The following is a 20267-nucleotide window of genomic DNA, read 5'->3' as shown; positions in this document are numbered from 1 at the left end:
TGGTGCACCACCTCGGAATGGAATAATCATGGAACCCAATACCCTGCAGAGTTTTATCGGCGGCCGCTGGTTTGGCGGCGCTGCGGCGCAAGAATTGCACAGTGCGGTCAATGGTCGCGCGGTCGCATTCACCCATGCGGAGCACATCGACTTCGACGAAGCCGTCACGCATGCGCGCAAGCAGGGGCTGGCGTCACTGCTGGCACTGGATTTCCAGCAACGCGCGGCGATCCTGCGCGCGCTCGGCAAATACCTCAACGAACACAAGGAAGTGCTGTACGCGATTTCGCTGCACACCGGCGCCACCCGCAACGATAGCTGGATCGATATCGAAGGCGGTTCCGGCACCTTGTTCGCCTACGCCAGCATCGGCAGCAATGAATTCCCTTCCGGTAATCTGGTGCATGAAGGACCGGCGATTCCGCTCGGCAAGCAAGGCAAGTTTTTCGGTACCCATATTCTGGTGCCGCGTCAGGGCGTGGCGGTGCACATCAATGCCTTCAACTTCCCGATCTGGGGTTTGCTGGAAAAATTTGCGCCGACCTTCCTCGCCGGTATGCCGTGCATCGTCAAACCGGCTACCGCCACCAGCTATCTGACCGAAGCCGTGGTGCGGCTGATGGATGCCTCCGGTTTGTTGCCGGCCGGCAGCCTGCAACTGGTGATCGGCAGCACCGGCGATTTGCTGGACCGTCTGCAAGGCCCGGACGTAGTGACCTTTACCGGTTCGGCTGACACGGCCGCCAAGCTGCGCGTGCATCCGAACCTGATCCGCAATTCGGTGCCATTCAATGCCGAAGCCGATTCGCTCAACTGCGCGATCCTCGGACCGGATGTGACGCCGGACGACGAAGAATTCGATTTGTTCGTCAAGGAACTGACGCGCGAAATGACCACCAAGGCCGGACAGAAATGTACCGCCATCCGCCGCGCCATCGTGCCGCGGCAACATGTCGATGCGCTGGCCGAACGGCTGCGTGCACGCCTGTCGAAGCTGGTGATCGGTGATCCGGCGCTGGAAAACGTGCGCATGGGGCCATTGGCATCCAAGGCGCAGCAACATGACGTGGCTGAACGCCTGGCCTTGCTGGCCGCCGGCAACGAAGTGATTTTCGGCGAGCGCGACGGCTTCCATCCGCAAGGCGAGGGCGTGGCCGATGGCGCTTTCTTCGCTCCCACCTTGCTGCTGTGCCGCGATCCGCTCAACAACGACAAGGTGCATGACGTCGAGGCCTTTGGCCCGGTCAGCACGCTGATGACCTATGACGATTTCGACGGCGCTCTGGCGCTGGCGGCACGCGGTCGCGGCAGTCTGGTCGGCAGCCTGATCACGCGCGATCCGCAAGTCGCGGCCAAAGCCATTCCGGTAGCGGCAGCCTGGCATGGCCGTTTGCTGATTCTGGATCGCGAAGCGGCGGTGGAATCGACCGGTCACGGTTCGCCGTTGCCGCAACTCAAACACGGCGGTCCCGGGCGCGCCGGTGGCGGTGAAGAACTCGGCGGTGGCCGTGCCGTCAAGCATTACCTGCAACGGGCCGCATTGCAAGGTTCGCCAACCATGCTCGCGGCAGTGGTGGGTGAGCACGTGCGCGGCGCGGCGGTACGCGAATCGGCGATTCATCCGTTCCGCCATCATTTCGAAGAATTGCAGATCGGTGATTCGCTGCTGACGCATCGGCGCACGGTCAGCGAAGCCGACATCGTCAACTTCGGCGGTTTGTCGGGCGATTATTTCTACATGCACTTCGATGAAATCGCCGCCAAGGAATCGCCGTTCGGCAAACGCATCGCGCACGGCTACTTCGTGTTGTCGGCTGCCGCCGGTCTGTTCGTATCACCGGCACCGGGACCGGTACTGGCCAATTACGGACTGGATACGTTGCGTTTCGTCAAACCGGTCGGCATCGGCGACACCATCCAGGCGCGCCTGACCTGCAAACGCAAGATCGATCGCAACAAGAAAGACGTCAATGGCGTCGGTCAAGGCGTGGTGGCATGGGATGTCGAAGTGACCAATCAGGAAGGCGAGCTGGTGGCGTCCTACGACATTCTGACGCTGGTCGCCAAGCGCAACTGAACCATGCCGGCCGCGCGCCGGACACACAATGCATACATAGCGGACACCGCGCCCGGCGGGGCGTCCGCTTATGCGTGACAAGCAGGCTACGCCCGTCACACAAGAACGGGACAGGCCGGAAACAGAATCTGAACTGGATGGTGGAGGAAAGACGTGGACGCAAACATTTTTGCAGTCCTGGTGCAAGACGGCATTACCACGGGTGCGATTTATGCCCTGTTGTCGCTGGCGCTGGTACTGATTTTTTCGGTGACGCGAGTCATCTTTCTGCCGCAAGGCGAGTTCGTCGCCTATGGTGCACTGACACTGGCAGCGATTCAGGCTGGTCAGTCGCCGCTGACCGTGTGGTTGCTGCTGGTCATGGGCGTGGCGACCTTGCTGGCGGAATTGTCGGCTAATCTGCGTGATGCCGAACGTCGCCTTGGCTTGCCGAAATTATTGCCCAAACTGCTTGGCAAATATGTGCTGTTCCCGCTGGCCATGATGGCGCTGGCGTATTACCTGCCGCTGGCAGCCTTGCCGATGGTGGCGCAGATTGCACTGGCACTGGCGATTGTGGTGCCGCTGGCGCCGCTGATGTATCGCATCGCGTATCAGCCGCTGGCGCATGCCAGCGTACTGGTGTTGCTGATCGTCTCGGTCGGCGTGCATCTGGCGATGGTCGGTCTGGGTCTGGTGATGTTCGGTCCTGAAGGTTCGAATACCAAGCCATTCAGCGATGCCCAGTTCCAGCTTGGCGAGATGTTGATTTCCGGTCAAAGCATCGCGGTGCTGGTAACCGTGATTGCGCTGATCATCGCGATTTACTTTTACTTTGAGCGCACCTTGTCCGGCAAGGCCTTGCGCGCGACCGCCGTCAATCGTCTCGGCGCCCGGCTGGTCGGCATCGGCACCAATCAGGCCGGCAAACTGGCGTTCACGCTCGGCGGCGGCATCGGCGCCTTGTGCGGCATCCTGATCGCACCATTCACCATCATCAACTACGAATCGGGTTTTCTGATCGCGCTCAAGGGCTTTGTCGGCGCCATCTTCGGCGGCCTGGCCAGCTATCCGCTGGCGGCTGCGGGGTCGGTCGGGGTCGGTTTGCTGGAAAGCTTCTCATCATTCTGGGCCAGCTCGTTCAAAGATCTGATTGTGTTCACCGTGATCATTCCGGTGCTGTTGTGGCGCTCGCTGACGAGCACGCATGTCGATGAAGAAGCGTGAGGTCGCCGAAATGAAAAGCAAAATTACCCTGATTGCGCCGCTGGTGGCGATGACGGCCATTCTGTTGTTGCCGCTGCTGCCGATCCCGGCATTCTGGATTACCTTGTTGTCCTATGTCGGCCTGTACAGCATCGTCGGCCTCGGACTGGTATTGCTGACCGGCGTTGCCGGCATGACCTCGTTCGGACAGGCGGCGTTTGTCGGTATCGGCGCTTACGCCACGGCGTATCTGACCACCCATTACGGCTTGTCGCCATGGATCGGCCTGCTGGCCGGCTTGTTGCTGACCGGCGGTTCGGCCATTGTGATCGGTTCCTTCACGATGCGCCTGTCGGGCCATTATCTGCCGTTGAGCACGATTGCCTGGGGCTTGTCGCTGTACTTCCTGTTCGGCAATCTGGAAAGCCTCGGCAAATATGACGGCATCGGCGGCGTGCCATCGATCAGCTTGTTCGATTTCGAATTCAGCAGCGGTCGCTCGATGTATGTGCTGATCTGGATTGCGGTCATCCTGGCCTTGCTATCGGTGCAGAATTTTCTGAACTCCAGACCGGGGCGCGCGGTGCGGGCGCTCAAGTTCGGTTATGTGATGCCGGAAGCGATGGGCGTCAATACACCGTGGATCAAGATCGTCATCTTTGCCTACGCCGCCATGCTGGCCGGCGTCTCGGGCTGGTTGTACGCGCATTTGCAACATGCGGTCAATCCGACCCCGTTCGGTCTCAAGTACGGTATCGATTACCTGCTGATGGTGGTGGTCGGCGGCGCCGGTTTTGTCTGGGGTGCGATTCTCGGTGCCGGTGTCATCACCATTCTCGGCAACTTCCTGCAAGCCTGGCTGCCCGGTCTGCTCGGCGCCAGCGGCAACTTTGAAGTGATTGCCTTCGGCGTGTTGCTGGTGCTGTTCCTGCAATATGCAAACGAAGGTCTGTGGCCATTCATTCAGGCATTTTGTGCGGAAAAATTCGGTATCCAGCCATCGGCGCGGGCCCCGGAACAGGCCGTAGCATTACCGCAAAAAACCAAGCCGGCCAAGGGCGAAGTGATTCTGGACGTGCAAGATGCGCGCAAGCAGTTTGGCGGACTGGTGGCGGTCAACGATGTCTCGTTTTCGGTCAAGGCCGGAGAAATCGTCGGCCTGATCGGCCCCAACGGTGCCGGTAAATCGACCACCTTCAATTTGCTGACCGGCGTGTTGCCGGCCACCAGCGGTCGTGTCGATTATCGCGGCCAGTCGATTGCCGGCTTGTCGTCGCGCCAGATCGTGCAGCGCGGCGTGGCGCGTACCTTCCAGCATGTGCGGCTGGTGCCGGGCATGAGCGTGCTGGAAAACGTCGCCATCGGCGCCCATTTGCGCGGTGACTTCGCGGCCCAGGGCGGGGTGCTGGCCAGCATCTTGCGTCTCAATAAAAAGGAAGAAGGCAAGCTGCTGCACGAAGCTGCGCGACAACTGGAGCGGGTGGGGCTGAGCGATCTGATGTATCGCCCGGCCGGCAGTCTGGCGCTGGGGCAGCAACGGATTCTGGAAATCGCGCGGGCGTTGTGCTGCGATCCGGCCTTGCTGTTGCTGGACGAGCCGGCGGCCGGTTTGCGCTACAAGGAAAAGCAAGCCTTGTCAGAATTGCTGAAAAAATTGCGCAGCGAAGGCATGGCCGTGCTGCTGGTGGAACACGATATGGATTTCGTGATGCAGTTGACCGATCACATCGTGGTCATGGAATTCGGCACCAAGATCGCCGAAGGCACACCGGCACAGATTCAGGTGCATCCGGCCGTGCTGGAAGCTTATCTCGGAGGTGTGGAATGACGCAGCAAAACGGCAAAGTATTGTTGGATGTCAGCGATTTGCATGTGCGCTACGGCAAGGTGGAAGCATTGCATGGCGGCGCGCTGCAAGTGCGCGAAGGACAGATCGTGACGGTGATCGGCCCCAACGGCGCCGGCAAATCGACCTTGCTCAACGCCATCATGGGCAGCTTGCCGAGCGGCGCTGGCGCCACCGGCAATGTCAGTTATCTGGGCCACAGCATGAGCGGCATGGAAGTGGAAGAACGGGTCGCGCGCGGCTTGTCGCTGGTGCCGGAAAAACGCGAACTGTTTTCCACCATGAGCGTGGAAGACAATTTGCAGCTCGGTGCCTACAAGCGCAAGAAAAATGGCGAAGCCAATTACATGGATCAACTGGATGCCGTGTATGACTTGTTCCCGCGTTTGCTGGAGCGCCGCAAGCAAGCCTCCGGCACCTTGTCCGGCGGCGAACGGCAAATGCTGGCCGTCGGCCGCGCACTGATGGCCAAGCCGCAGGTCTTGATGCTGGATGAGCCGAGTCTGGGACTGGCGCCGCTGATCACCAAGGAAATCTTCCACATCATCAGCGCCTTGCGTCAAACCGGCGTGGCGACCTTGCTGATCGAACAGAATGCCCGTGCCGCCTTGCAGGTTGCCGATTACGCCTATGTGCTGGAAATGGGCGAACTGGTGATGCAGGGACCGGCGACGGAACTGGCCGGCAACAAGCAAATCATTGAAAGCTATCTGGGGTTTGCCAAGCACTAAGCATTTGACAAGTACTGCATAACAATAACGGGGGAGAGATGGGGCTGCGTCGATTTGCGATTGGTACCCGCCTGTACGGCGGTTTTGCCATTGTGTTTGTATTGCTGGCCGGGCTCGGCGTGGCGCTGGCGCTGCAAGCCGAGATGATTCAGTCCGCTCTCAGTCAGCGCTTGCTGACGGTGGCCGGGCAGGGGCCGGCGGCGACCGCCATCACCGCCGAGCTGGCGCATGCCGCCGCCAGCCGTCACAGCCTGATGCTGTGGGCGGCACTGGCCGGCGCCATCGTCTTGCTGCTCAGCGTGGCGCTGGTATGGCTGCTCGGGCGCAGCATCACGCGGCCATTGCAGGCGGCGGTATCGATTGCACGGCGCGTGGCGTCGGGTGATCTGTCATCGCAGACGGCAGTGGCCGGCAACGATGAAATCAGTGCCTTGTTGCTCGCCTTGCAAGACATGAATGGCAACTTGCTGAAGATCGTCGGCGAGGTACGCTCCGGCACCAATGCCATTTCCGCCGCGTCCGGCCAGATCGCCAGCGGCAACGATGCCTTGTCGTCACGCACCGAAGCGCAAGCCAGTTCGTTGCAACAAACGGCGGCATCGATGGAGCAACTGACTTCTGCGGTACGCCAGAATGCCGATCACGCAGTACGCGCCAATACGCTGGTGGCGTCGGCCTCAGAGTTCGCCATCAAGGGCGGCGCGGTGGTCAGCAAGGTGGTCGACACCATGAATTCGATCAACACCAGTTCACGCAAGATCGTCGACATCATCAGCGTCATTGATGGCATCGCCTTTCAAACCAATATTCTGGCGCTCAATGCGTCGGTGGAAGCGGCCCGCGCCGGCGAGCAGGGCCGCGGCTTTGCGGTGGTGGCGGCCGAAGTCAGAAATCTGGCGCAACGGTCGGCGGTGGCGGCACGCGAAATCAAGACCTTGATCGGTGACTCGGTGCAGCAGGTACAGAACGGCAATGCGTTGGTCGATGATGCCGGCAAGACCATGCACGAGATCGTCGATTCGGTGCAACATGTGGCGCGCATCATGGCCGAGATCACCGACGCCGGCCGCCAGCAAAGCAGCGGCATCAGTGAAGTCAATCAGGCCGTCACCGAAATGGATCGCATGACCCAGCAAAATGCAGCAATGGTGGAACAGGCGGCGGCTGCTGCCGGTCAGATGACGCAACTGGCGACCTCGCTGGCGCAATCGGTGAGCGCCTTCCGTCTCGAAAACAATGTGGACGAAGCGATTGCCATGGTGGGCCGCGCGGTGCAGCATGTGCGTCAGCATGGCAAGCAACAGGCGCTGGCCGATTTCAGCACGCCGACACCGCCGTTCCGGCAGCGCGATCTGTATATCAACGTGATTGATTTGCAAGGCAATACACTGGCGCATGGCGACAATGCCAAGCTGATCGGCAAGAATCTGATCGATCTCAAGGATGCCGACGGCAAACCGTTCATCAAGCATTTCGTCGATACCGCCAATGCCGCCGGCAAGGGCTGGATCGATTACCGCTGGCCCAATCCGGTGACGGCAGTACTGGAAGCCAAGACCACCTACATCGAAAAGATCGACGGGCTGGTGATTGGTTGCGGTATCTACAAGGGCTGATCAAGCCTGGTGAAGGCTGGAGAGGGCCGGTGGCAGCGCCGCCGGCCGGCCAGATTCACGACATCAATATTGGCGAGGCGGGCATCATCACGCCGGCCGCGCTGCTGCCATCGCTGTGCTCCATCAGTTTGGCGAACAATTCCTGCTGGGTGCGGATGTTGAGTTTGGCGAAGCCGCGGTTGCGGTAGGTCACGGCCGATACGGTCTTGATGCCCATGGCCTTGGCTGCAGCCGGAATCGTCATGCCGCGCGCGATACACAGAATCAGGTCGTATTCGCGCTTGCTCAGTTTGGTATCGAGTTCCTGTTGCAGCGAGTCCAGCTTGTTGGCGCTCAGCACCAGCGTCTGCGGCATGATGCGATAGCGCTGCACGGCGGCTTCGCTGAGGCAGTCGGCCAGCAATTCCAGATAGAGCAGATCGGACGCCGACAAGGCCTTGGCCGAGGCCGAGCGATAAATCCCGATCAGCAGATTATTGTTGCCCTTGATCTTGCGGAAGATCGCAAAGCGTTGCGAGGTCCCGGTATTGTCGTAGCAATCGTTGCGGTAGCCGGTATCGATGATGTCGCTGGCGTCCTGATGCAACAGGATCGAGGAGCGCGACAGTACCGACAGGTTGTCATGTCGCAAGACTTGCTGCAAACCGATATCGCGCTGGTAATACTGATCCAGATAGGCGCCCCAGGCGGATGCCACCAGCGACGGATTATTCACCTCGGCATGTCCCAGCAGCCACGGCTGGCCCACTGCCGGCAATAAAAACAATGCGCAGTTGATCACGTCCACTTCGGAACGCACCAGATCCAGAATCGCGCGCGGCAATTGCGTCCGGTCTTCATCGGTAATCGCCGCCAGCAGACGTGACAGACCGGCCGGGGCGACCGAAATTCGCGCTGGTTGCTGGCTGCTTTGCCATATACGCATGTTGTCTCCGTTCTTGTATGTACCTGCTTCTAACGCAGGTCGGAAGCCGGTTTCGGGCCATTTGTCCTTAGTTCGGAGGACAGACATCACTGGCCCCGCTCTCTATGATCGACGCATGCAATCTCAGGGCAAACCGATGCCGGCTTCAGGGGCATTCTAATGCAAAGCCATGGCGGCGTGGTTTTGTCCGTGAAGTTGCTGCATGACATCAGATTTGCATCAACAATCGAGGACAACACATGACCGGCCAATCTTTACCTTCCGCATTCCCACCGTCGCTGTCGCTGTACTACAGCCCCAAAGCCTGTTCGCTGGCCTCGCATATCGCGCTGGAAGAATCGGGTCTGGCATTTGAGGCGGTGGCGGTAAATATCCGTAATCAGGAAAACCGTCAGGCCGATTATTTGCGACTCAATCCGAGCGGCACGGTGCCGGCACTCGGCATCGGCGGCCAGATCCTGACCGAATCGCAGGCGATTTTGACCTATATCGCCGATCTGGCACCGGAAAGCCAGTTGTTGCCGCGCCCCGGCACCGTGGCGCGGGCACGGGCGCATGAATGGATGAATCTGATTTCCAGCAGCCTGCATGTGGCATATCGCTCGATCTTCCGGCCGCAGACATATGGCGGCGAAGAGGCGGCAGGCATGGCGGCGGTGCAGGCACAGGGCGGCAAGAATCTGGCCAGGTATCTGGAACTGATCGAATCGCGCCTCGGCGACAGCACTTACGCACTCGGTGAAACCTTCACCGTAGTGGATGCCTATCTGTTCGTGTTTTATCTGTGGAGCTTCGACGAGCGCGTGCAATGCGGTTTGCCCGCGCGCCCGCGTTACGCTGCACTGGCGCAGCGGGTTGCGGCGCGACCGGCAGTGCGCAAGGCGGTGGCGCGTGAGCGTGCGGTACGCGCCTACGATTTGCCGCCGCATATCGTGATGGAGGCTTGAATGAGCTTGTACGCGGTGCAAAAGGTGATCTACGAGGTCAACCGCAATCCCCAGGCGATGGCGGCGTTTCGCGCCGACAGCGCGCAATTCCTGACGGCATACAGCCTCAACGACGAAGAACGCAATGCCTTGCGCGGGCCGGATATCGGCTTGCTGTACGTGCTCGGCGTGAACGGCCAGTTGCTGATGCATTTCGCCGCATCTTGCGGCCATGAATGGAACGCCTATCTGGAAGCGATGCGCGCCGGCGTGGCCACGCACGGCCCGGTACGCGCCGGGATTTATGCGATCAAGGAAAACCACAGCCAGAATAAAGGTAAGCAATCATGAGTATCGTTTTTACCGGTGTTTGCAGTCATGGTCCCGGCATCACCGCCCGCACCGAACGCGCCGAGCCGGCGGCGCGTGAACGCCTGATGCAGAGTTACGCCCGCATGCGTGACGCCTTGCATGCCGCCCAACCGGATGCGCTGGTGATCATCGCCGCCGAGCATTTCGCCAATTTCTTCATGAACAACATGCCGTCGTTTGCCATCGGCATGGCAGATCAGTATGAAGGGCCGATTGAAGATCCCGAATGGTTGCGGATTCCGCGCCGCGAAGTGCCGGGTTCGCGCGATATCTCACGCCGCTTGATGGATGGCGTGATGCAAGAGGTGGATATCAGCTATTGCGAAGAATGGAAATTCGATCACGGCATCATGGTGCCACTGCATCACCTGACGCCTGATTACGATATCCCGGTGATTCCGGTCAATATCAATTGCCAGTGTCCGCCAATGGCGCCGCTGCATCGCGCTTATGCATTAGGGCAGGCAATCCGGCGCGCTGCTGACCAGATGCCGGAACGCATCGCCGTGATCGGCACCGGTGGCATTTCGCATTGGCCCTGTACCCCCGACACCGGCACCATCAACGAAGCATGGGACCGCGAATTCCTGCGCCGCTGGTCGGCCAATGACCGCGCCGCCATGCTCGATTACACCGATGAAGATACCTATCGCGAAGGCGGTCAGGGCGGTTATGAAATCCGCACCTACATTGCCGCCGCCGGCGTGGCCGAAGGCAGCAAGGGTGAAATCTGGTGTTACGAACCGATCCCGCCGTTTGCCTGCGGCTGCACGGTGGGGGTCATGAACCTTTGATGCGGTAGCGGTTTTTGCAGTGGCTGGCGTGAACACCTAAAAACGATTTTCAATGGAGACGACAACATGTTTATCAAAAATACCTGGTATGTAGCCGGATGGGATTACGAACTGATCGATGGCGCCTTGCTGGCGCGCACCATCCTCAACGAAAAGATCCTGTTGTACAAAGGCGCGGACAACGCCGTGGTGGCAATGGAAGACCGCTGCTGTCATCGCGGTGCGGCATTGTCGCAAGGACGACTGGAAGGCAATTGCGTGCGCTGCATGTATCACGGTTTGCTGTTCGATAACACCGGCGCGTGTGTTGAAATCCCGGGACAGGAGTCGATCCCGCCCAGCCTCAAGGTGCGCAGCTATCCGGTTGAAACCGTGGGGCGGCTGGTGTGGATCTGGATGGGCGACAAGGCGCTCGCCAACAAGGCCGACATTCCGGAGTTTGAATACCTGACCAATCCCGAGTGGCACGGCATGCCGGGTTACATGCATTACAAATCGAATTATCAGCTGATCACCGACAACCTGGCCGACATCAACCATATTGCGTATGTGCATACCAATACTCTGGGCGGTTCGGAAAACTACATCGCCGAGCAGACGCAAACGCCGATGGAGCGGCTGGAAAATGGCTTCAAGCTGACCAAATACCATTTGAACAGCGACTTGCCGCCATTCGTGCGCAAGTTCGTCAAGCATATGCCGAAGGTGGACCGCTGGAATACGGTGAAGATGCTGGTGCCGGGATTCTTCTTTCTGGAGTCGGGCTTTTCACCGGTTGGCAACGGCATCGAAAAGGGCAATCGCGAAGGCTCGATCTCGTTCCGCAATTTCCAGGCCATGACGCCGGAAAGTGAAACCACCACACACTTTTTCTGGGTCTATATGCATAACCAGCGTGAAGACGTCGATCAGATTTCGCGTTCACTGAGCGCCAGTATCCTGGAAGGCTTTTACGAAGACAAGGCCATCATCGAAAAGCAGCAGGAAGTGCTGGATGCCGATCCTGCTTTCCCGTTGCGCGCGATTGCCGCTGATGCCGCGTTGTCGCATCTGCGCTGGGTGGTCGATCAGAAAATCAAAAAAGAACGCGCCGCGGCATGAACCGGCAGCGGCATCGCCCAGTGCCGGAACGCCCGACCGTCAGCGGCCGGCGTGCGCAGTGCGGATGCCAATTTTTGCAGTTGATTCTTTCTTATCGATGGGAATGACATGGAAAAAATCGAGGTCATCGTCAGCAGCTATGCGGCCGAGGCCAAGGGCATCGTGACGCTGGAATTGCGGCGAGCAGACGGCGCCTCCTTGCCGCGCTTTACGCCGGGTGCGCATATCGATCTGTTTTTGCCGAACGGCCTGGTTCGCCAGTATTCGCTGCTCAATGACTGGCGCGACAGCGGCTGTTATCAGATCGGCGTGGCGCGGGTAGCCAACAGTCGCGGCGGTTCGGCGTGGGTCCACGAAAAATTGCGGCAAGGCACCAGCATCAGCATCAGTGCGCCGCGCAACAATTTTCCGCTGGCCGCCGATCATCGCAAGTTGTTCTTCGTCGCCGGCGGCATCGGCATCACGCCGATTCTGGCCATGATCCGCCAATGTATCGCCGAACAGCGCGACTGGGAATTGCTGTATCTGGCGCGCAGCCGGCAGCGTGCAGCGTTTTGCGATGAATTGATGGGCTTCGATCGCAACCGCATTCACCTGCATTTCGACGACGAGCAAGCGGGTCTGTGTGACTTCCGCAGTGCATTGCGCAAACTCGGTGGCGGCGTGCCGGTGTATTGCTGCGGACCGGCACCGGTGATGGAAGCGGTGACCGGTTTTGCTCAGGAACATCCGAACAATCCGGCATTTGTGGAATGGTTCGCGCCACCGCCGGATAGTGGCGGCGGTGACCGGGCAGCCGGTAGCTTTGCCGTCAAGATCGGAAGCAGCGGGCGCGAAATCGAAATCGGTGCTGACCGCAGCATCTTGGACGTGCTCGAAGAAAGCGGTTTCTGTTTGCCGTTTTCCTGTCGCGAAGGCATGTGTCGCAGTTGTGAAGTCAAGGTGCTGGAAGGGGAGCCGGAACATCGTGATTACGTCTTGTCGGCAGCGGAAAAGGCGGCCGGCAATTGCATGATGATTTGTGTGTCGCGTGCCAAAGGGGCGTCGCTGACACTGGATTTGTAGCAGGTCTGGAGTAGCAGCGAGGAGATGGCGTTGCAAGACGCCGACTATAAGAACTTAAAATATAAAACGAGGAAATGATGAGACAAACCGCAAAAAAAATGGTGCGCCGGCTGCTCTGGTCGCAACTTGGCATCATGCTGCTCGGCGGCAGTGTACTGGCGCAGGGCATCAAGGTCGGCGTGACGGTGCCGACCACCGGTTCGGCGGCCACCATCGGTATCGGTGCGCGCAATTCGGTCAATCTGTTTCCCAAGAAGATCGCCGGCATCGATGTCGATTTCCAGATACTCGATGACACCAGCGATACCACCAATTCGGTCAAGAACGCCAAGCGTTTTCTCGATGACAAGGTGGATCTGATCGTCGGTTCGTCGACCTCATCGCAGTCGCTGGCAATCATCGAGGCGATTGCCGGCACCGATACCCCGCTGATTGCACTGGGCGCCTCGGCACGGCTGGTAACGCCGATGGATGACAAGAAGCGGTGGGTATTCAAGACCGCCTCCAACGATTCACTGGTGGTCACGGCGATCATCCGGCACATGCGCGAGCATGGCGTCAAGACGGTGGGCTTCATCGGCTTTAGTGATGCCTTCGGGGAAAGCTGGCTGTCGGAAGTGAAGTCGTTTGCCGATGCCAGGCAGATCCAGTTGGTTGGCGTCGAGCGATTCAATCCCAAGGACACCAGCGTGACTTCGCAGGTGCTGCGAATCATCGCGGCGCATCCGGATGCGGTATTGATTGCCGGCTCCGGCACGCCGGCCGTGATGCCGCATGCGGCGCTCAAGGAACGCGGCTATCAGGGCAAGATTTACCAGACCCATGGCGCCGCCACCGAAGATTTCTTGCGTGTCGGCGGCAAGGTCTTGAATGGCAGTTATTTGCCGGTGGGGCCGAATCTGGTGTGGGAGCAATTGCCGGACAGTTATCCGACCAAGGCGGTGAGCGCGAAGTATGTGCCGTTGTATGAAAGCAAGTATGGCAAGAATTCGCGTTCGACCTTTGCTGCGCAAGCATACGACGTGTTGCTGTTGCTGGAACGGGCAGTGCCGGAAGCCGCGAAAAAGGCCAAGCCGGGTACCCGTGAATTCCGCATCGCCTTGCGTGACGCGCTTGAAAACATCAAGAATCTGCCGGCCAATTCCGGGGTCTTCAACATGACGCCGGCCGATCATTCGGGACTCGATGACTGGTCACGCGTGATGGTGTCGATCAAGAATGAAAAATGGGTGATGGAGCCATTGCCGAAGTAAGGCCGCCGCAACATCAATCTCAACACCCTGTCAACGCAACATGCGTCCGTCGCCGATTCCGGTGGCGTGCGCCGGAAAGATTCTCTGCATGCCGCAATACGATTACGATTTATTCACCATCGGCGCCGGTTCCGGCGGCGTACGCGCCAGCCGCTTTGCCGCCAGTCATGGCACCCGCGTGGCCGTGGCGGAACAGCAATACCTGGGCGGTACTTGTGTCAATGTCGGCTGTATCCCCAAAAAGCTGATGTCATATGCCGCGCATATGCATCAGGAATTCGACGCCGCCGCCGGCTACGGCTGGACCGTCGGCATCCGGGCGTTCGACTGGCAAGCCTTGCGTGCGGCCAAGGATCGCGAAATCGCCCGCCTCAATGATGTCTACCGGCGCTTGCTCAGCAATTCCGGCGTGACATTGATGGCTCAGCGGGCCACGCTGGTCGACGGGCATACGGTCAGTGTCGGTGGCAAACACATTACCGCGCGCCACATTCTGATCGCCACCGGCGGCAAGCCCGCCATGCCGGATTTACCGGGTATCGGCCATGCCATCAGTTCCGATGCGTTCTTTGCCATGCCGGGTTTGCCGGCGCGGGCAGTGGTGGCCGGCGGCGGCTATATCGCGGTGGAACTGGCGTCGATCCTGAATGGCCTCGGCAGTCAGGTGACGTTGTTGCATCGGGGTGATCGCTTGTTGCGCGGCATGGATGCCGAACTCGGGTCCGTGCTGGCGCGCGAAATGCAAAAGAAGGGCATTACCATTCGTTTGCAAACGCAGGTAACGTCGATGGCCGCCGGCCGCAGCGGCACACAGGTGACACTGAATGACAACCGCGTGCTGCACACCGATTGCATGCTGTTTGCCACCGGCCGCCGCGCCAATACCGACGGCCTCGGGCTGGCGCAGGCGGGCATTGAGCAAACCGCCAATGGCGCGATTGCGGTGGATGCGGATTTTCGTACCAACGTGGCCTCGGTGCTGGCGATCGGCGATGTGATTGGCGACGTCAACGGGCGCCTGCAACTGACGCCGGTGGCGCTGGCCGAAGGCATGCAGGTAGCGGCGCAATTGTTTGGCAAGGCGGTGAGTGCTGACGACAATCTGTATCGCCATGTACCGACGGCCGTGTTCAGTCATCCCAATGTGGCGACGGTGGGTTTGAGCGAAGAGCAGGCCAGGGCGCAACACGCGGCGGTGCTTATTTTCAAGAGTGAATTCAAGCCGCTGCGGCATACCCTGAGCGGCAGCGATGAGCGGGTATTCATGAAGCTGGTGGTGGATGCCGCCAGCGATGTGGTGCTCGGCATGCACATGGTCGGCGCCGAAGCCGGCGAAATCTTGCAGGGTTTTGCGGCGGCGTTGCAATGCGGTATCACCAAGAAAATGCTGGACCGCACCATCGGCATTCATCCGACCACGGCAGAGGAGTTTGTCACCATGCGCCAAGCCCTCTGAAGTTGCACTGCAAACAAGCTCTTGCTACCGCTGGCGGCAGCCGTCGCTCGTGGTGAAAAGTGATGTCTCAAGATTCCTGCTTGACAGACATAATTAATATGTTATCTAATTCACTAACATATTAACCATAATGAGGATGAGATGAGACTGCGTGCTACCTGCCTGTCTGGATTGATGCTTGCCGCCGTGGCAATCGGCGCCCGTGCCGAGACTGTGAATGTCGGCGTTACCGTGCCGACCACCGGCCCTGCCGCCATTTTGGGTATTGGCGCGCGCAATTCAGTCGCCCTGTTTCCCAAGAAAATTGCCGGCTATGACGTCAATTTCAAAGTAGTCGATGATGCCAGCGACACCACCAACTCGGTCAAGAACGCCAAGATGTTTCTGGACGAGAAAGTCGATCTGATCGTCGGTTCCTCGACCTCGCCGCAATCGCTGGCGATCATCGAAGCGATTGCCGGTACCGAAACGCCGTTGATTGCACTCGGCGCCTCGGCGCGCATCGTGACGCCGATGGATGACAAAAAGAAATGGGTGTTCAAGACTGCCGCCAACGATTCGCTGATGGCTTCGGCGATTGTCAAACACATGGTGGATCATGGTGTGAAGACTGTCGGTTTCATCGGCTTCAGCGATGCCTATGGCGAAAGCTGGCTGACTGAAATCAAGGCCTTTGCGGAACAGAACAAGATCAAGCTGGCCGGTGTCGAGCGTTTCAATCCGAAAGACACCAGCGTTACCGCGCAAGTCCTGCGGGTGACTGCCAGCCAGCCGGACGCGATCATCGTCGCCGGTTCCGGCACTCCGGCCGCCATGCCGCAAGTGGCATTGAAGGAACGTGGCTACAAGGGCAAGATCTATCAGACCCACGGCGCTGCCACCGAAGATTTCCTGCGCGTGGGCGGCAAGGCACTGAATGGCGGTTATCTGCCGGTCGGTCCGAATCTGGTGTGGGAACAATTGCCGGACAATTACGCGACCAAGGCCGTGAGCGCCAAGTTCGTGCCTTTGTATGAAAGCAAGTACGGCAAGAACTCGCGCTCCAATTTTGCGGCGCAGGCTTATGACGTCTTGCTGTTGCTGGAACGTGCGTTGCCGGAAGCCGGCAAGAAAGCCAAACCGGGCACCAGGGAATTCCGTATCGCCTTGCGTGACGCGCTGGAAAACATCAAGAATCTGCCGGGCAATGCCGGTGTCTTCAACATGACCACCGCTGATCACTCCGGTCTCGATGAACGGGCACGCGTGATCGTGCGGGTCGAAGATGGCAAGTGGGTGCTGGATTCGGCACCGAAGTAAATAGCAACAGAACCGATCTTGAGGTGGGCGGGCCGGATGTGCGTATGTGCATCCGGCTTTGCTTTTGGTGCGTCGGCTAGAGTGTGAGGTCCCAGTCGATGGTGGCCGGTACGGCCCCGCGCAGGGCATTGCACACCATGATGCTGTCGGCGCGGATCAGATCGTCGCGGGTCAGGCGTCGTTCTTGTACCGCCCATTGCGGATCGGCCATCAATACCGCGCGCATTACGCCCGGCAATACACCGGCTGTCAGCGGCGGCGTGTACCAGCGGCCATCAAGCGACAACAGTACATTGCTGCGCCCGCCCTCGGTCAGCTCACCGTGTTGATTGAAAAACAGCATGTCGAATGCGCCATGCTGTTCTGCCAGCCGCCAGGCGGCGTCATAGCGTTCGCGGCGGGTCGACTTGTGGCGTAAAAACAGATCGTTGCTATCGCTGGTGTCGGCCGCAATGCACAGAGTGACCTGGGCCGCTATCGGCGGCAGTGGCGCCGTGTGTATCTGCATCACGCCATCATGTTGCAATGCCAGTCGCAGCCGCTGCGGCACACCGGCGGGTAATTGCGCACAAGCCTCAGTCAGCGCGGCATGCAGCGCGGTTACATCGCAGGCAAAATCAAAGTAAGCCGCCGAGGTGCGCAAGCGTTGCAGATGCAGATCACGATGGCGGCAACCGTGTTCACGGGTGGCGTAGAGGGTCTCGAACAGGCTCAGCGGCTGGCTGCTGCGCAGCGATTGATTGAGACCGGTGAGGAAGGCGGCCTTGAGCCGGCATTCGGCATATTCGTCGGCCGCCACGCTGTCATGCACGATACCGGCGCCCACGCCCATTTCACCACTGCGCACGCCGTGCTGTGCGGCTTGCAGATGCAAGGTGCGGATCGGCACCGACAGACAGAAATCACCAATCGCCTCGCCCGCGGTGTCGGTATCGGTCCCTGCGTCGGTCCCGGCAGGCGCATCAAACCAGCCGATGGCGCCGGTGTACAAACCGCGCGGCAGTGTTTCCAGTTCGCGGATGATCTGCATCGCCCGCCGTTTCGGCGCACCAGTGATCGAGCCGCACGGGAACAACGCCCGCAACAAGTCATGCAATGAGATATGTGGTTGCAAACGGGCAGTCACGGTCGAGGTCATTTGCAGCACCTCGCCGTAGCGCCGGACTTCAAACAGTTGCGGTACTGCTACCGAACCGGAAACGGCGACGCGGCCCAGATCATTGCGCAGCAAATCGACGATCATCAGGTTTTCGGCGCGGTTTTTTTCATCGTTGCCGAGTGCCGTGGCACGGCGCTGGTTTTCAGCATCGCTGCCGGCCTGATCCGGTGCTGCCGGCGCCGTGCCCTTCATGGGTTGCGCCCGCAATACGCCTTGCGCATGACGGAAAAACAATTCCGGTGAAAATGACAGCACGCTGCTGCCGTCCGGCAAGGCGATCAGTGCGCCGTAAGGCACCGGCTGGCGTGCGCGCAATTGCTGGTACAGCGTGACCGGGCTGCCGAATACATCGAATTGCAAACGGTAGGTGTAATTGATCTGATAGGTATCGCCGGCTTCAATATAGGCGCGGATGCGGGCGATGGCGTCGTGGAATGCCTGCTGGCCGACACTGGCGCGGATATTGGCGATGCCGGCCGGCGCGCCATCGTGGTCGGGGCCGGCTTGCTGCAACCATGCCGTTACCTGTTCCGTACTCAGGCGCTGGCAGCGTGAAAACAGCAGCACCTGGGCCAGCGGTATTGCCGGCGCCGGGGCCGGGTAGGGCGCAATCTGTTGCCACCGGGCACCGAGTTCATAAGAGAACAGTGTTACTGCATGCAGGCCGCGACCCAACGCCGCCTGCATCTGCGCCAGCATGACCGGTAATTGCGCGGCATCGTCACAACGCAAGGTGCTGTGCCATTCCGTATACAAACGCGAGCGTGGTGCGCTGGCGTCCGCAGTATGGTCATCGAGCAGGGCAAAACAAGTATTCATGGCAAACGTGGCAAACCTGGCAAACTGACGAAACGGGGAAATGGTCGGCCAGCAACTGTTGGCGGCGCCCGGCAGCATGATAGCTTAAACGGTATACTGGCGGCCATTGCCGTGCCGCATGACCATGGCATATATAACGGGCCGGAGCCAGGTCCGGTTTCCTTTCAAGTACGTCCTGCTTTCCTTTTTCCAGACATGGCTCTTCCGCGTTCACTCATTATCCCCCTGATCATCGCCTGTGCCCTGTTCATGGAACAGATGGATTCCACCGTGATCTCGACCTCGCTGCCGGTGCTGGCAGTCGACATGGGAGTCGATCCGATTTCACTCAAGCTGGCGCTGACCTCGTATCTGGTCAGCCTGGCGGTATTCATTCCGATCAGCGGCTGGATGGCGGACCGTTTCGGGACCCTGACGGTGTTCCGCTCGGCCATTTGCATTTTCATGCTGGGGTCGATTCTGTGCGGCATTTCCAATACCTTGCCGCAATTCGTCGCGGCCCGCTTCCTGCAAGGCATCGGTGGCGCCATGATGGTGCCGGTAGGGCGGCTGGTGATCTTGCGCAGCGTGGAAAAGGCAGAGCTGGTCAAGGCGCTCAGTTACCTGACCATGCCGGCCATGTTCGGACCGGTACTGGGGCCGCCGCTGGGAGGCTTCATCACCACCTATTTTCATTGGCGCTGGATTTTCTTCATCAATATTCCGATCAGCATTCTGGGCTTGTACCTGGCGACGCGCTTTATTGAAAACAACAAGGAAGCGCAAGTAGCGCCGCTCGACTGGCCGGGCTTCATCCTGTCGGCGCTGGGTTGTTCCTTGCTCATGATGGGGCTGGCGACTTCCGGCCGCCATCTGGTGTCCGGCGATATTTCGCTGTTGTGCGTGATTTTCGGGGCGCTGTCGCTGATGGTCTATGTCTGGCATGCCCGCCGCACTGCGCATCCGCTGATTGATCTGGCCATGCTCAAGATACCGACGTTGCAGGCCGGCGTGTTCGGCGGTTCGCTGTTCCGGCTCGGCATCGGCGCCATTCCTTTCCTGTTGCCGCTGATGCTGCAACTGGGTTTCGGCTTGAGTGCCTTCCATTCCGGTTTGCTGACCTGCGCCTCGGCGCTCGGCTCGATGTTCATGAAAACCATTGCTTACTGGTTTCTGGAACGCTACGGCTTTCGCAAGGTGATGCTGGTTAATGGCTTGTTCGGCGTGTTGTCGATTGCCGCCATCGGCATCTTTACGCAAACCACACCGTATTCGGTGATGATGATCATCTTGTTGATTGGCGGTTGCTTCCGTTCATTGCAATTCACCAGCCTGAACGCGATTTCCTACGCCGATGTCGATAAACGCGAACTGAGCCAGGCCACCAGCATCGCCAGCGTGGCGCAGCAATTGTCGATAGGCATGGGCGTGGTGCTCGGCGGTTATGCCTTGCAGGTATCGAATTCGATCCAAGGTCACGCCACCCTTGTAGCGGCCGACTTCTGGCCGGCATTTGTGGTGGTGGCGATGGCCGCCGCACTGTCGCTGCCGATGTTGCTGCGTCTGCCGCCCAATGCCGGTGCCGAACTGACCGGACGCGACAAGAGTGCCGCCGATGCGGCGCATTAATCCAATAAAAAACAAACCAGACCGCCACCTTCCTC

Annotated in this window: 16 protein-coding genes; 14 read left to right on the top strand and 2 right to left on the bottom strand. The window is 59.5% G+C overall.

The genetic code is table 11. The annotated features are described in order from the left end of the window. Nucleotides 1-28: 28 nt before the first annotated feature. From paaZ to AKL27_RS11540, 5 genes are all read left to right on the top strand, one after another. The gene (gene paaZ, locus AKL27_RS11560) at nt 29-2077 is read left to right on the top strand and encodes a phenylacetic acid degradation bifunctional protein PaaZ (RefSeq protein ID WP_050462973.1); all 2049 of its coding nucleotides are present in this window, start codon (nt 29-31) and stop codon (nt 2075-2077) included. Nucleotides 2078-2230: 153 nt separating this feature from the next. Further along, nucleotides 2231-3283 (top strand): branched-chain amino acid ABC transporter permease, encoded by a 1053-nt coding sequence (locus AKL27_RS11555; protein ID WP_050462972.1) that lies wholly within the window; start codon nt 2231-2233, stop codon nt 3281-3283. Between the two features lie 10 nt (nt 3284-3293). Beyond that, a complete protein-coding gene (locus AKL27_RS11550) occupies nt 3294-5090 on the top strand; it encodes a branched-chain amino acid ABC transporter ATP-binding protein/permease (protein ID WP_083439005.1) in 1797 nt (598 codons plus the stop codon). Next, nucleotides 5087-5839, top strand: coding sequence for an ABC transporter ATP-binding protein (locus tag AKL27_RS11545; RefSeq protein ID WP_050462970.1), 753 nt, complete (start codon nt 5087-5089; stop codon nt 5837-5839). Before AKL27_RS11550 ends, AKL27_RS11545 begins: the two co-directional genes overlap by 4 nt. A 38-nt stretch (nt 5840-5877) precedes the next feature. Then, the gene (locus AKL27_RS11540; RefSeq protein ID WP_050462969.1) at nt 5878-7455 is read left to right on the top strand and encodes a methyl-accepting chemotaxis protein; all 1578 of its coding nucleotides are present in this window, start codon (nt 5878-5880) and stop codon (nt 7453-7455) included. A gap of 55 nt (nt 7456-7510) precedes the next feature. On the opposite strand, the gene AKL27_RS11535 is transcribed toward AKL27_RS11540, so the two are convergent. Then, on the bottom strand, nt 7511-8380 hold the full coding sequence (locus tag AKL27_RS11535) for a helix-turn-helix domain-containing protein (RefSeq protein WP_050462968.1): 870 nt from the start codon (nt 8378-8380) through the stop codon (nt 7511-7513). A gap of 239 nt (nt 8381-8619) precedes the next feature. Between AKL27_RS11535 and AKL27_RS11530 the strand changes: the two genes are divergently transcribed. From AKL27_RS11530 to AKL27_RS11495, 8 genes are all read left to right on the top strand, one after another. Then, complete coding sequence (locus AKL27_RS11530) at nt 8620-9327, top strand: glutathione S-transferase N-terminal domain-containing protein (RefSeq protein WP_050462967.1); 708 nt, start codon at nt 8620-8622, stop codon at nt 9325-9327. Beyond that, nucleotides 9328-9657 carry an aromatic ring-opening dioxygenase LigA gene (locus tag AKL27_RS11525; protein WP_050462966.1) on the top strand — a complete coding sequence of 110 codons (330 nt, stop codon included), beginning with the start codon at nt 9328-9330 and terminating at the stop codon, nt 9655-9657. Beyond that, nucleotides 9654-10472 (top strand): DODA-type extradiol aromatic ring-opening family dioxygenase, encoded by an 819-nt coding sequence (locus AKL27_RS11520; protein ID WP_050462965.1) that lies wholly within the window; start codon nt 9654-9656, stop codon nt 10470-10472. The genes AKL27_RS11525 and AKL27_RS11520 overlap by 4 nt, the downstream gene beginning before the upstream one ends. Before the next feature lie 66 nt (nt 10473-10538). After that, nucleotides 10539-11573, top strand: a complete 1035-nt coding sequence (locus AKL27_RS11515; protein ID WP_050462964.1) for an aromatic ring-hydroxylating dioxygenase subunit alpha — start codon at nt 10539-10541, stop codon at nt 11571-11573. A 108-nt stretch (nt 11574-11681) separates the two neighbouring features. Beyond that, nucleotides 11682-12638, top strand: a complete 957-nt coding sequence (locus AKL27_RS11510; RefSeq protein WP_050462963.1) for a PDR/VanB family oxidoreductase — start codon at nt 11682-11684, stop codon at nt 12636-12638. 77 nt (nt 12639-12715) lie between these two features. Then, nucleotides 12716-13891, top strand: a complete 1176-nt coding sequence (locus tag AKL27_RS11505; protein WP_232310972.1) for an ABC transporter substrate-binding protein — start codon at nt 12716-12718, stop codon at nt 13889-13891. An 88-nt stretch (nt 13892-13979) separates the two neighbouring features. Beyond that, nucleotides 13980-15347 carry a glutathione-disulfide reductase gene (gene gorA, locus AKL27_RS11500; RefSeq protein ID WP_050463008.1) on the top strand — a complete coding sequence of 456 codons (1368 nt, stop codon included), beginning with the start codon at nt 13980-13982 and terminating at the stop codon, nt 15345-15347. Nucleotides 15348-15488: 141 nt separating this feature from the next. Next, complete coding sequence (locus AKL27_RS11495; RefSeq protein WP_050462961.1) at nt 15489-16646, top strand: ABC transporter substrate-binding protein; 1158 nt, start codon at nt 15489-15491, stop codon at nt 16644-16646. A 76-nt stretch (nt 16647-16722) separates the two neighbouring features. Here AKL27_RS11495 and AKL27_RS11490 read toward each other — a convergent pair whose 3' ends face one another. Next, entirely contained in the window at nt 16723-18624 is a 1902-nt protein-coding gene (locus AKL27_RS11490) for a chorismate-binding protein (RefSeq protein ID WP_050463007.1), read from the bottom strand. Nucleotides 18625-18819: 195 nt separating this feature from the next. Here AKL27_RS11490 and AKL27_RS11485 point away from each other — a divergent pair, with 195 nt between their 5' ends. Continuing rightward, nucleotides 18820-20232 (top strand): MFS transporter, encoded by a 1413-nt coding sequence (locus AKL27_RS11485; RefSeq protein WP_050462960.1) that lies wholly within the window; start codon nt 18820-18822, stop codon nt 20230-20232. Nucleotides 20233-20267 lie beyond the last annotated feature (35 nt).

Source organism: Herbaspirillum autotrophicum, from assembly GCF_001189915.1.
Lineage (GTDB): Bacteria > Pseudomonadota > Gammaproteobacteria > Burkholderiales > Burkholderiaceae_D > Herbaspirillum > Herbaspirillum autotrophicum.
The sequence above is the reverse complement of the archived record's forward strand: the minus strand, read 5'-3'. Positions and strand labels throughout refer to the sequence as shown.

Bases quoted from the DNA above. Each gene is read 5' to 3' on its own strand.
- paaZ (WP_050462973.1), top strand. From the start codon at position 29: ATGGAACCCAATACCCTGCAGAGTTTTATCGGCGGCCGCTGGTTTGGC.
- AKL27_RS11550 (WP_083439005.1), top strand. From the start codon at position 3,294: ATGAAAAGCAAAATTACCCTGATTGCGCCGCTGGTGGCGATGACGGCC.
- AKL27_RS11545 (WP_050462970.1), top strand. From the start codon at position 5,087: ATGACGCAGCAAAACGGCAAAGTATTGTTGGATGTCAGCGATTTGCAT.
- AKL27_RS11540 (WP_050462969.1), top strand. From the start codon at position 5,878: ATGGGGCTGCGTCGATTTGCGATTGGTACCCGCCTGTACGGCGGTTTT.
- AKL27_RS11535 (WP_050462968.1), bottom strand. From the start codon at position 8,380: ATGCGTATATGGCAAAGCAGCCAGCAACCAGCGCGAATTTCGGTCGCC.
- AKL27_RS11530 (WP_050462967.1), top strand. From the start codon at position 8,620: ATGACCGGCCAATCTTTACCTTCCGCATTCCCACCGTCGCTGTCGCTG.
- AKL27_RS11525 (WP_050462966.1), top strand. From the start codon at position 9,328: ATGAGCTTGTACGCGGTGCAAAAGGTGATCTACGAGGTCAACCGCAAT.
- AKL27_RS11520 (WP_050462965.1), top strand. From the start codon at position 9,654: ATGAGTATCGTTTTTACCGGTGTTTGCAGTCATGGTCCCGGCATCACC.
- AKL27_RS11515 (WP_050462964.1), top strand. From the start codon at position 10,539: ATGTTTATCAAAAATACCTGGTATGTAGCCGGATGGGATTACGAACTG.
- AKL27_RS11510 (WP_050462963.1), top strand. From the start codon at position 11,682: ATGGAAAAAATCGAGGTCATCGTCAGCAGCTATGCGGCCGAGGCCAAG.
- AKL27_RS11505 (WP_232310972.1), top strand. From the start codon at position 12,716: ATGAGACAAACCGCAAAAAAAATGGTGCGCCGGCTGCTCTGGTCGCAA.
- gorA (WP_050463008.1), top strand. From the start codon at position 13,980: ATGCCGCAATACGATTACGATTTATTCACCATCGGCGCCGGTTCCGGC.
- AKL27_RS11495 (WP_050462961.1), top strand. From the start codon at position 15,489: ATGAGACTGCGTGCTACCTGCCTGTCTGGATTGATGCTTGCCGCCGTG.
- AKL27_RS11490 (WP_050463007.1), bottom strand. From the start codon at position 18,624: ATGAATACTTGTTTTGCCCTGCTCGATGACCATACTGCGGACGCCAGC.
- AKL27_RS11485 (WP_050462960.1), top strand. From the start codon at position 18,820: ATGGCTCTTCCGCGTTCACTCATTATCCCCCTGATCATCGCCTGTGCC.